Origin of the sequence: Streptomyces sp. NBC_00335 (genome assembly GCF_036127095.1) — a bacterium.
Taxonomy (GTDB): Bacteria; Actinomycetota; Actinomycetes; order Streptomycetales; family Streptomycetaceae; genus Streptomyces.
Window position 1 is genome coordinate 633,953 of sequence record NZ_CP108006.1, and the last position, 11,286, is coordinate 645,238.

Consider the following 11,286-nt stretch of genomic DNA (forward strand, 5'->3'; position numbering starts at 1 on the left):
CTCGCAACCAGCCCCGGGGCCGCCTCTTTGGGGAGCGGCGGCCCCGGGTCCCATCCGCCCACGCGGGGACCGGGTCGCTCCCGCCCGTGTACCGTTCCCGCCCGCGTACCGTTCCCGCCCCCGTGTCGTTCCCGGCGCCGCGGCCGGGGTTTGTGACCATCGGGACTTCGGATCTCACCGCAGGAGCCGTCAAGTGACCCACCCCGCCTCCGACTCCGTCCCCTCCCCCCTCGCCGCGCCCCGCAGGCCGGTCACCGTGCTCGCCATGAGCCCGGGAACCCGGGCCGCCGTCCTCGGAGAACGGATCCTTCCGGAGCTGGTCCGGGTCGCCGATGTGGACCCCGGACTGCTCGTCACCGACTTCGGCGCCGCCTCCTGCGAGGAGGCCGTGCGGCAGCGGCTGGCCGTGGCCGAGGTCCTGTTCACCGGGTGGGGCTGTCCTGTGCTGGACGCACGGGCGCTGGAGCTGATGCCGGAGCTCCGGGCGGTCGTGCACGCGGCCGGCAGCGTCAAACACCATGTGACCGAGGCTTGTTGGGATCGGGGGCTGCTGGTGTCGAGTTCCGCCGCCGTGAACGCCCTGCCGGTCGCCGAGTACACGCTCGCCGCCATCCTGTTCGCCAACAAGCGGGTACTGGACTCCGCGCACGCCTACCGGGCCGCCCGCGGCCACGTCGACCCGCTGCGGCACTATCCCGCCGTCGGCAACTACCGCCGCACCGTCGGGCTGATCGGCGCCTCCCTCATCGGCCGGCGCGTCCTGGAACTGCTGCGCCCCTTCGACCTGCGGGTGCTCGTGCACGATCCGTACGCCGATCCGGCCGAGCTCGCCGCCCTCGGCGCCGAGGCCGTCGCCCTGGACGAACTGCTCTCCCGCAGCGACGTGGTGAGCCTGCACGCTCCCGAACTGCCGGAGACCCGACGGCTGCTGGACGCGCCCCGGCTGGCCCTCATGCCGGACGGGGCCACCCTCGTCAACACCGCGCGCGGCTCGCTCGTCGACACCGCGGCGCTGACCGGGGAACTGGTCTCGGGGCGGCTGCACGCCGTGCTCGACCACACCGAGCCGGAGGTGCTGCCCGCGAGCTCCCCGCTGTACGACCTGCCCAATGTGCTGCTCACCCCGCACGTGGCCGGTTCCCTGGGCGGGGAGCTGGACAGGCTGGCGGCTTCGGCCGTCGGGGAACTGGAGCGCTACGCCTCGGGCCTCGGCTTCCGCCACGCCGTCGACCGGGACCGGCTCGGCTACTCGGCCTGACGGTCCGTCGCGCGGACCAGCCGCTCCAAGTACTCCCGGCCCGGCCCGAGCCGCTCGGGCAGTTCGCCGGCGCCGGGATACCAGCGCTTCTCGTACTCCCAGCAGAGCCAGCCCCCCGGCGGCAGGAGGGCCACCGCCTCGGCGAGGGGCAGCGCTCCCCCGCCGAGCCCGAGCGGGGTCAGCTCGTGCGCGGACGCCACGTCCTTGACCTGCGTGTACCCCAGGTGCCCGGCGAGGGTCCGGCTCGACTCGGCCGGCGACTCGCCGCCGAGCCAGGTGTGCAGTACGTCCCACAGCGCGCCCGCGCCCGGATGCGCGACCCGGTCGAGGACCCGGGCCGTGCTGGTCGCGGTGCGGTGCGAGTCGTGGGTCTCCAGCAGGATCCGGACCCCGTGCCGCTCGGCGAAGGGCGCGGCGGCCCGGAGCCTGCGGACCGCGTGCCCGTCGGCTTCGGCCGGGGGCAGGTCACCGCCGCCGGGGAAGACCCGTACGTAGGGGGCTTCGAGGTCGGCGGCGAGCCGGACCAGGGCGTGGATCTCGGCGAGGACCGGCTCGTCGGGACCGGGCGCGGCCACCCGGGCGTAGCCGGCGACTCCGAGGACGGTGACGCCGGCGGAGGTCAGCGTGCGCAGGCCGGCCGCACGGTCGCCGGCGGGGCTGTCGGGGTGCAGGGGTTCCTCGGGGTGGGCCCGCAGTTCGAGGCCCTCGTAGCCGTGCGTGGCGGCGAGGTCCGCATTGCGCTCCAGAGGGGTGCCGGGCAGGCCGAGGGTGGAGAAGGCGTACTTCACGGACGGCCCCCTCCGATGGCCGCGGGCGGTCCGGCGGCGGGCGGTCCGGCGGCGGGCGGCGGCGCGGTGGAGGCGCGCACCATCAGCTCGGCGGGCAGCGTGGTGATGCCGCCGGGGGGCAGTGCTCTGCGGCCCGTGACGAGCTGGGCCGCGAGCACCCCGGCCTCCCGCAGCGGCACCCGGACGGTGGTGAGGGCGGGGGCGGTGTCGACGCAGACGGGCAGGTCGTCGAAGCCGGCGACGGAGACGTCCTCGGGTATCCGCAGGCCGGCCTCGCGCAGGGCCGCGGCGACCCCGGTGGCGACGGTGTCGTTGGCGGCGGCCACGGCCGTGAAGGGCGCTCCGCGGCGGAGCAGTTCACGGGTGGCGTCGTATCCGGCGGAGCGCTCGAACCCGGCGTGCACGGTGAGGCTTGCGCAGTGCGCCGGCAGTGCGGGGTCGTGGTCGCGCAGGGCGTCCTGGTGTCCGGCGAGGCGCTCCCGGGTGGTGCTCAGTCCGGGCGGGCCGGCCACGTAGGCGATGTGCCGGTGGCCGAGCGCCAGCAGGTGCTCGGTGAGCCGGAAGGCGCCGCCCCGGTCGTCGAACATGACGGTGGCGACGGGGAGTCCGGCGGGCATGGGCAGCGGGGGCCGCCCGCACAGCACCACCGGGGCGCCGGTGGCCGCGATGCGGGCGAGGCGGGCTGCGAGCGCCCGGGTGTGCTCCGGCTCCTCCACGGCGCCGCCGGTCAGGACGACCCCTCCGGCCCGCTGGCCCTCCAGGAGGGCGAGGTAGTCCAGCTCGGCGGCGGGGGCCCCCTCGGTGTTGCAGACGACGGCGAGCCGCCGTGCGCCGCCCTGGCCGCCGGGGCCCAGGGCGCTCTGCAGGGATCCGGCGAGGATCCCGAAGAAGCTGTCCGCGACATCGTGCACGAGGACTCCGATGAGATCCGAGGTCGCCGCGGCGAGGGCCCTCGCGGGGCCGTTCGCGATGTAGCCGAGGTCCTCGATCGCCCGCTCCACGCGGGTCCTGGTGCCGCCCGCCACCGGGTATCCACCGTTCAGTACGCGCGAGACCGTGGCGGGCGATACGCCCGCGTGCGCCGCCACTTCGGCGAGTGTGACCGCCATCATCCCCTCCTTCCGATCCGTCCCGGGCCATCGTCTCACCCGGCGCGTGGATCTCCATACTCGCCGATGAAGAAAGCGCTTTCTATCACCCGTAAGAGTCTTGCACCGCGACCGTGCGCGGCCCTAGCCTGATCGAAGAGAAAGCGCTTTCTATGCAGCCTTCTCCGTCACGAGACACAAAGAACACGCAACAAGACGAAGGAGGGGGACACCGTGCAGCGCAAGACGATCAAGATCGCCATGAACGGCGTCACCGGGCGGATGGGATACCGCCAGCACCTGGTCCGCTCCCTGCTCGCACTGCGCGAGCAGGGCGGGCTCGACCTCGGCGACGGCACGGTGCTGTGGCCGGAGCCGGTGCTGGTCGGGCGCCGCGAGGAGGCCCTGCGGGCCATCGCGGAGCGGCACGGCCTGGAGCACGTGAGCACGGACCTGTCGGCGGTGCTGGCCGATCCCGAGGTGGAGATCTACTTCGACGCCCAGGTCACCAGCGCCCGCGAGGCGGCCGTACGGCAGGCCGTGGCGGCCGGCAAGCACGTGTACTGCGAGAAGCCCACCGCCCTCACCTTCGAGTCCTCGCTGGAGATCGCGCGCCTGGCCGACGCGGCCGGAGTCAAGCACGGGGTGGTGCAGGACAAGCTGTTCCTGCCGGGCCTGCTGAAGCTCAAGCGGCTCATCGACGGCGGCTTCTTCGGCGAGATCCTGTCCGTCCGCGGGGAGTTCGGATACTGGGTCTTCGAGGGCGACTGGCAGTCCGCCCAGCGCCCCTCGTGGAACTACCGCTCCGAGGACGGCGGCGGCATCGTCGCCGACATGTTCCCGCACTGGGAGTACCTGCTGCACGAGCTGTTCGGCCGGGTCCGCACGGTGCAGGCGCTGACGCGCACCCACATCGGCCGCCGCTGGGACGAGGACGGCAAGCCGTACGAGGCCACCGCGGACGACGCGGCGTACGGGATCTTCGAGCTGGAGGGGGGCGCCGTCGCCCAGATCAACTCCTCCTGGGCGGTCCGGGTCAACCGCGACGAGCTCGTCGAGTTCCAGGTGGACGGGACGCACGGCTCGGCGGTCGCCGGGCTGCGCGGCTGCCGGATCCAGCACCGCGCGACGACGCCGAAGCCGGTGTGGAACCCGGACCTGCCCCTGACCGAGACGTTCCGCGACCAATGGCAGGAGGTCCCGGACAACAACCCCGCCGACAACGGCTTCAAGGCCCAGTGGGAGCTGTTCCTGCGCCATGTCGTGCGGGACGAACCCTGGCAGTGGGACCTGCTGGCCGGGGCCCGCGGGGTACAGCTCGCCGACCTCGGGCTGCGCTCCTCCGCGGAGGGACGGCGGCTGGTGGTCCCGGAGGTGGCGCTGTGAGCATCCGGCTCCCCTCGGCGGACGGCGCGCTGCGCCTGCACGCGCCGGTCACCGCTCCACTGGCGCCGCTCACCTGCGGCCCGGCCCACAGCCGCACCTTCTACTCGGCCGCGCACGTGGTGGCCGACCCCCTTTCCGCCTCGGCCGAATCCGGCCCGGTGATCGACTGGGAAAGCACGCTGGCCTTCCGGCACACCTTGTGGGCGCAGGGCCTCGGAGTCGCCGAGGCCATGGACACGGCGCAGCGCGGGATGGGCCTGGACTGGCCGGCGGCGGCGGAGCTGATCCGCCGTTCGACCGCCGAGGCCCGGTCGGTGGGCGGCCGGATCGTCTGCGGCGCGGGCACCGACCAGCTGGCCGCGGACACCACGCATTCCCTGGCCGCGGTCACCGCGGCGTACGAGGAGCAGCTGGCGCTGGTCGAGGAGTGCGGGGCGACGGCCGTACTGATGGCCTCCCGGGCTCTGGCCTCGGCGGCGCGCGGCCCGGAGGACTTCTCCGAGGTGTACGGGAGGCTGCTGCGGCAGAGCTCGCGGCCGGTGGTCCTGCACTGGCTGGGGCCGATGTTCGACCCCGCGCTGGAGGGGTACTGGGGTCACGCGGACCTGGACGAGGCCACGGACGTCTTCCTGAAGATCATTTCCGAGTATCCGGAGAAGGTCGACGGCATCAAGGTCTCGCTGCTCGACGCGGCGCGCGAGGTGGACATCCGGCGGCGGCTGCCGGCGGGTGTGCGCTGCTACACGGGCGACGACTACCACTATCCGGAGCTGATCGCCGGCGACGGCGAGCTGGCCAGCGACGCCCTTCTGGGCATCTTCGATCCGATCGCCCCGATCGCGGCGCGGGCGGCCCTCGCCCTCGACCAGGGCGACACGGCCGGGTTCCGGGAGCTGCTGGATCCGACGGTGCCCCTGTCGCGGCACCTGTTCGCGCCGCCCACCCGCTACTACAAGACCGGGGTCGTGCTGCTGGCATGGCTCGCGGGACACCAGGAGCACTTCGCGATGGTGGGCGGACTGCACTCGGCCCGCTCGCTCCCCCATCTGGCCACCGCCTACGAACTGGCCGACGATCTCGGCCTGTTCCCCGACCCGGAGCTCGCCGAGGACCGGATGCGCCGGCTGCTCGCGCTGCACGGGGTGGCGTCATGAGCCCGGCAACGACGCCGTCGCCGGCCCGGTTCAGCCTGAACCAGGAGACGATCCGCCAGTGGTCGCTCCCCGAGCTGGTGGCCGGGTGTACCGCCGCCGGGGTCGGAGCGGTCGGGCTGTGGCGCGATCCCGTGCAGCGGTTCGGGGTCCGGGAGGCCGCGAAGCTGGTCGCGGACGCCGGACTGCGGGTCAGCTCGCTGTGCCGGGGCGGCTTCTTCACCGCCGCCGATCCGGTGGGGCGCGCGAGCGCCCTCGAGGACAACCGCCGCGCCGTGGAGGAGGCCGCCGAACTGGGCGCCGACGCCCTGGTCCTGGTCTCGGGAGGCCTGCCGGACGGGGACCGGGACCTGGCGGGAGCCCGGCGGCGGATCGTCGACATCCTCGGCGACCTGGTCCCGTACGCCGCCGGGCACGGGGTGCGCCTGGGGATCGAGCCGCTGCACCCGATGTACGCGGCGGACCGCTGTGTCGTCTCCACCCTCGGTCAGGCCCTGGACATCGCCGAGGAGTTCCCGGCGTCGCGGGTGGGGGTGGTCGTGGACTCCTACCACCTGTGGTGGGACGAGCGGCTGCCTTCCGAGGTGCGTCGGGCCGGTGAGGCCGGGCGGATCGTGTCCGTCCAGGTCGCCGACTGGGTGACGCCGCTCCCTGAGGGCGTGCTGTTGGGCCGGGGACAGCTGGGCGACGGCTCGATCGATCTGCGGGCCTTCCGGGAGCTGACCGACTCCGCGGGGTATTCGGGGCCGGTCGAGGTGGAGATCTTCCATCCCGGGCTGTGGGCCCGCGACGGCGAAGAAGTGCTGCGGGAGGTGATCGACCGCTACCGCGAGCACGTCGCATGAGGTGAAGGGGGGTGCGTGAACCGAAAACCACGGGGGCCACAGCTTTAAAAGCGATGCAGCTTTTCAGGCGATGCAGCGTTTCAGTCAAAGGAGACTGTGATGACAGATGTGTGGAGCCGCCGTGCCTTCCTCACGGCGGTCGGTGGCAGCGTGGTGCTGCTCGGCACCCCCGTCCTCCCGGCGACCGCCGGGACGGTGACCGCTGTGCACGCCGCCATGCGCGCGGTGTGGCAGGGCCTCGTCCTGGGGACCGTGTCCTCCCCCACGGCCGAGCCCTTCCGCACCCGGCTGACCGCGCTGGGCACGCAAGCCGGCCAGTGGCGCTCCTCGATGGCCCCGGCCACCGGCTCGCTCTGGCCCGACCAGGTCTTCACCTCCGACCCCGAGTGGATGGCGCAGAGCTACTACCGGCTGCGGAGCATGGCCGAGGCCTATGTCAGACCGGGGACGGGGCTCACCGGCGACGCCGCGCTGCGCACGGCCGTACTGACCGGGCTGGACCACCTCCACGCCCAGGTCTACAACGCCGGCCAGGCGCGGTACGGAAACTGGTGGTGCTGGCAGATCGGCGCCCCCCAGGCGCTGCTCGACACCGTCGTCCTGATGTACGGCCACTTGTCGGCGGCGCAGCTCGCCGGATACTGCGCCGCCGTGGACCACTTCGTCCCCGATTCGACGGTGGGCTCGTACTCCGGGACCAGCACCGGGGCGAACCGGGTGGACCTGTGCCGGGTGCTCGCGCTGCGCGGTGTGGTGGGCGGTGACGACGCGAAGATCGCCCTGGCCCGGGACGCGCTCACGCCGGTGTTCCCGTACGTCACCTCCGGCGACGGGCTCTACCGCGACGGCTCCTTCATCCAGCACACCTACGTCGCGTACACGGGCTCGTACGGCTCGGTCATGCTCGGCGGACTGGGCATGTTGTTCGGCCTGTTGAAGGGGACGGCGTGGGAGGTCACCGATCCCGGCGCGCAGATCGTCTTCGACGCGGTGGAGCACGCGTGGGCGCCGTTCCTCTACAACGGGCTGATGATGGACGCGGTTTCGGGGCGGGCCCCCAGCCGGGGGGTCCAGGTCGCCGATCCCCTCCAGGCACAGCTGGACGACCACACCCGCGGGCACTCCGTCCTCGCCGCGATCCTGCTCCTCGCCGAGGGCGCGTCCGCCGGCGAACGGACGCGCTGGCGCGGTCTGGTCAAGGGCTGGACGGCGCGGGACTACTACAGCCCCCCGTTGTCGGACGCCACCCAGAGCCTGTCGTCCCTGGCCCGGCTCTCCGAAGTCTCGTCGGACGCCGCGGTCACGGCCTTGCCCGAGCCGGTGGCGCACCGGCTGTTCCCCTCGATGGACCGGGCCACGCACCGCAGACCGGCCTGGGCGGCCTCCCTGTCCATGGCCTCGAAGCGGATCACGCACTACGAGACGGGCAACGGCGAGAACCTGCGCGGCTGGCACACGGGCAGTGGCATGCTCTCCTGGTGGGGCTCCACCTCCGGGAACGGCCAGTACTCGGACGCGTTCTGGCCCACGGTCAATCCGTACCGGCTGCCCGGGACCACCGCCTCCCGCAAGGCGCTGGCCGACGGAGCGGGAGGCGACTGGGGCGCGTCCCGGCCGGACGTCACCTGGGTGGGCGGCACGACCGACGGGGAGTTCGCCTCGGTGGGCCAGCACCTGAAGGGGCTGGGCAGCACCCTCACGGCCCGCAAGTCCTGGTTCTTCCTCGATGACACGGTGGTCTGCCTGGGCGCCGGGATCAGCTCCACCGACGGCGCCGCGGTCGACACGGTCATCGACAACCGGAACCTGGGCGCGACCGGCGCCCACGCCCTGACCGTGAGCGGCACGGTCCAGCCGGCCACGCTGGGCTGGACGGCCTCCTTCCCCGGGCCCGGCTGGGCGCACCTGGCGGGCTTCGGCGGCTATGTGATGTCCGGTTCGGGCACGTTCCGGGCACTGCGGGAGGCCCGTACCGGCCGGTGGAGCGATATCAACCGGAGCGCTTCCACCGCGGTCCTCACCCGGCGCTACCTCACCCTCTGGTACGACCACGGAACGAACCCGGCCGCGGGGAGCTACGTCTACCAGCTGATGCCGGGCGCCTCGGCGGCCCAGACCTCGGCCCGGTCCGCCGCCACCGGTTGGCTCACGGTGCTCTCCAACAACCCGACCGCCCAGGGGGTGACGGTGGGCTCGCTCGGCTTCACCGGGGTGAACTTCTGGCAGCCCGCGACGATCGGCGCCCTGCAGGCGAGCGCGCCGTGTTCGGTCACGGTGCGGGAGCCCGGCGACGGCACGGCCGTGGTCTGCGTCTCGGACCCGACCCGCACCCTGTCGGCACTGACCCTCGTGTGGAACCGGCCCGTCACCCAGGTGCTGTCCCAGCCGGCGAGCCTGGCCTCGGCGAGCACCGGGAGCACCCTCCGGCTCGGCTTCGGCAGCCTCACGGCCCTGGAGGGGGCGAGCCAGGTGGTGAAGGTGAAGCTGGGGTGACCTCCGGACGCTCTCCTGATCGATCTCCGGACCCCCCGCGGGGCGATCGAAGCGGAGCCCACAGGGTGACATAGCGTGACCCGCATGGATCAGGAGCACATATCCGGGGACGGCGAAGGCGCGGGCAGGCGGCGGTTCCTCGCCCTGGCGACGGGGGCGGCTGCCACCGCCGCCGGGCTGGGAGCCGTGGCCGGCTGCGCGAACGGGGACGCCGGGGAGGCGGACGGGGCGGGGCCCGGCGAGAGCCGGGATCCGTCCCGTCCCCCGGAGAAGCAGGAGGGGCCGCGCGGCTTCGACGTCCGGGCCGAGAACGCCCGCCCGGGGAACGCCGACTGGCAGGTCGCCAAGGCCGGCCCGGCCCGCGCCATCGAGGGCTTCACCGACCGGGTCAGCGTGCTGCCCGGCGAGTCCTTCGGCCTGCACGTCTCCACCACCGCGCCCCGGTTCACCGTCTCCGCCTACCGCATGGGCTGGTACGGCGGCGCCCGGGCCCGCCTGGTCTGGCGCTCCGAGGCCCTTCCCGGGGTGCGCCAGCCCGACCACACGGTGGACACCGCGACCCGTACGGTGCGCACCCGGTGGGCCCGTAGCACCACCGTCGAGACCAAGGACTGGCCCGAGGGCTGCTATCTGCTGCGCCTCGACGCGCAGGGCGGGGAGGGCCAGCGGTTCGTCCCCGTCACCGTGCGGTCCGCCGCCACGACCGGACGTACCGTCGTGGTCAACGCGGTGGCGACCTGGCAGGCGTACAACCGCTGGGGCGGATACGGCAGTTACGACGGCCCCAGCGGCGGATACGCCTCGCGCTCGCTCGCCGTGACCTTCGACCGGCCCTACGAGTACGACGACGGCGCGGGCCTCTTCCTGGTGTACGAGGCTCCGCTGCTCGCGCTCGCCGAGCGGCTCGGCATCCCCCTGGCGTACACGACCACCACCGACCTGGCCCGCGAGAAGCGGCTGCTGGAGGGTGCTTCGGCGGTCCTCTCCCTCGGCCACGACGAGTACTGGTCGCCCGAGCAGCGCGCGCACGTCACGGCGGCCCGGGACGCGGGCACCAACATCGCGATCCTGGGCGCGAACTGCTGCTACCGCCGGATCCGGCTGGAGGCCTCCGAGCTCGGGCCGGACCGTACGGTGGTCTGCTACAAGTCCTCCTACGAGCAGGATCCCGGCTTCAAGCGCGGCCACCCGGCCACCGTCGACTTCCGGTCGCCGCCCGCCGCCGACCCGGAGAGCACGCTGCTCGGCGTGATCTACGACGGCTACCCGGTGGACGCCCCGTACGTGGTGACGCACCCGGGCCACTGGCTCTTCGAGGGCACCGGCGCGAAGGCCGGCGACAGCTTCCCGCACCTGGTCGGCGTGGAGTACGACAAGGTCAACACCGGTTTCACCACCCCGCGCCCGATCGAGATCCTGGCGCACTCCCCCGTGGTCTGCGAGGGCCGCCCCAGCCACCAGGACACGGCGTATTACACGACGCCGAGCGGCGCCGCCGTCTTCGCGACGGGGACGATGCGCTGGGTGGAGGCCCTCGACGCGAAGGGCGACGGCCGCAGCGGAGCCAACCACGGCCTGGACGCCCGCTCGGGCGCCCTGACCACCCGGGTGACGGAGAACCTGCTCCGCGCCTTCGCGGCCGGCCCGGCGGGACGGACGCATCCGGCGCAGGACAACGTCAGGGCGGTGTACGGGGGCTAGGGCCCGGTGTACGGGGGGCCGGGCCCCGCCGTACGGGGGCCGGGCCCCACCCACATCGCACTGGACTCCACCCGAAGGGGCTGTTTATGATCATGTCGCGGCATCGCGTGTCGGTCACCGGCTGGGTGAGGCATGGAGGTGCCGGGACGTGCCTTTCGGAGGCATCCACTCATGACGGTTCAGCTCAACCACACGATCATCCACTCCCGTGACCACCGGGAGTCGGCGGAGTTCCTGGCGTACTTCCTCGGCCTGGAGGTCGGAGCCCCCTGGGGCCCCTTCATCCCCATCGAGATCGCCAATGGCGTCACCCTGGACTTCGCGACCATCCCCGCCGAGTCCATCACCGCGCAGCACTACGCGTTCCTCGTCTCCGAGGCCGAGTTCGACGAGGCCTTCGAGAAGATCAAGCGGGCGAGGATCACCTACTTCGCCGATCCGCACGGGCAGCGCCCCGGCGAGATCAACCACAACGACGGCGGCCGGGGCGTCTACTTCGAGGACCCCTCGGGCCACGGCATGGAACTGATCACCGTCCCGTACGGCGGCTTCAAGGAGTAGGACCGGCCCGGCGGC

The 11,286-nt window shown here is 73.1% G+C and carries 9 protein-coding genes; 7 read left to right on the plus strand and 2 right to left on the minus strand.

The annotated features are described in order from the left end of the window. Positions 1–265 precede the first annotated feature (265 nt). On the plus strand, positions 266–1,258 hold the full coding sequence (locus tag OHA37_RS02830; RefSeq protein ID WP_266912469.1) for a hydroxyacid dehydrogenase: 993 nt from the start codon (positions 266–268) through the stop codon (positions 1,256–1,258). On the opposite strand, the gene OHA37_RS02835 is transcribed toward OHA37_RS02830, so the two are convergent. Continuing rightward, on the minus strand, positions 1,246–2,046 hold the full coding sequence (locus OHA37_RS02835; RefSeq protein WP_266902086.1) for a sugar phosphate isomerase/epimerase family protein: 801 nt from the start codon (positions 2,044–2,046) through the stop codon (positions 1,246–1,248). The two genes, OHA37_RS02830 and OHA37_RS02835, sit on opposite strands and share 13 nt — an antisense overlap. After that, positions 2,043–3,155 (minus strand): LacI family DNA-binding transcriptional regulator, encoded by a 1,113-nt coding sequence (locus tag OHA37_RS02840; protein ID WP_266902088.1) that lies wholly within the window; start codon positions 3,153–3,155, stop codon positions 2,043–2,045. The genes OHA37_RS02835 and OHA37_RS02840 overlap by 4 nt, the downstream gene beginning before the upstream one ends. 213 nt (positions 3,156–3,368) lie before the next feature. On the opposite strand from OHA37_RS02840, the gene OHA37_RS02845 reads away from it, so the two are divergent. The 6 genes from OHA37_RS02845 (at position 3,369) to OHA37_RS02870 (ending at position 11,271) form a co-directional block, all read left to right on the plus strand. Then, positions 3,369–4,520: a Gfo/Idh/MocA family protein gene (locus OHA37_RS02845; protein ID WP_266902090.1), complete on the plus strand. Its 1,152-nt coding sequence runs from the start codon at positions 3,369–3,371 to the stop codon at positions 4,518–4,520. Then, on the plus strand, positions 4,517–5,674 hold the full coding sequence (locus OHA37_RS02850; protein WP_266902092.1) for a dihydrodipicolinate synthase family protein: 1,158 nt from the start codon (positions 4,517–4,519) through the stop codon (positions 5,672–5,674). Before OHA37_RS02845 ends, OHA37_RS02850 begins: the two co-directional genes overlap by 4 nt. Then, complete coding sequence (locus tag OHA37_RS02855; protein ID WP_266902094.1) at positions 5,671–6,516, plus strand: sugar phosphate isomerase/epimerase family protein; 846 nt, start codon at positions 5,671–5,673, stop codon at positions 6,514–6,516. The genes OHA37_RS02850 and OHA37_RS02855 overlap by 4 nt, the downstream gene beginning before the upstream one ends. A 99-nt stretch (positions 6,517–6,615) precedes the next feature. Then, a complete protein-coding gene (locus OHA37_RS02860; protein WP_266902096.1) occupies positions 6,616–9,009 on the plus strand; it encodes a polysaccharide lyase 8 family protein in 2,394 nt (797 codons plus the stop codon). Between the two features lie 84 nt (positions 9,010–9,093). Then, a complete protein-coding gene (locus OHA37_RS02865; RefSeq protein WP_266902098.1) occupies positions 9,094–10,710 on the plus strand; it encodes a N,N-dimethylformamidase beta subunit family domain-containing protein in 1,617 nt (538 codons plus the stop codon). A 171-nt stretch (positions 10,711–10,881) separates the two neighbouring features. Then, positions 10,882–11,271: a VOC family protein gene (locus OHA37_RS02870; protein ID WP_266902100.1), complete on the plus strand. Its 390-nt coding sequence runs from the start codon at positions 10,882–10,884 to the stop codon at positions 11,269–11,271. The last annotated feature ends 15 nt before the right edge of the window (positions 11,272–11,286 follow it).

Excerpts from the sequence above, each read along its gene's own strand:
- OHA37_RS02870 (WP_266902100.1), top strand. The coding sequence starts at position 10,882 with ATGACGGTTCAGCTCAACCACACGATCATCCACTCCCGTGACCACCGG.
- OHA37_RS02840 (WP_266902088.1), bottom strand. The coding sequence starts at position 3,155 with ATGGCGGTCACACTCGCCGAAGTGGCGGCGCACGCGGGCGTATCGCCC.
- OHA37_RS02830 (WP_266912469.1), top strand. The coding sequence starts at position 266 with ATGAGCCCGGGAACCCGGGCCGCCGTCCTCGGAGAACGGATCCTTCCG.
- OHA37_RS02855 (WP_266902094.1), top strand. The coding sequence starts at position 5,671 with ATGAGCCCGGCAACGACGCCGTCGCCGGCCCGGTTCAGCCTGAACCAG.
- OHA37_RS02865 (WP_266902098.1), top strand. The coding sequence starts at position 9,094 with ATGGATCAGGAGCACATATCCGGGGACGGCGAAGGCGCGGGCAGGCGG.
- OHA37_RS02860 (WP_266902096.1), top strand. The coding sequence starts at position 6,616 with ATGACAGATGTGTGGAGCCGCCGTGCCTTCCTCACGGCGGTCGGTGGC.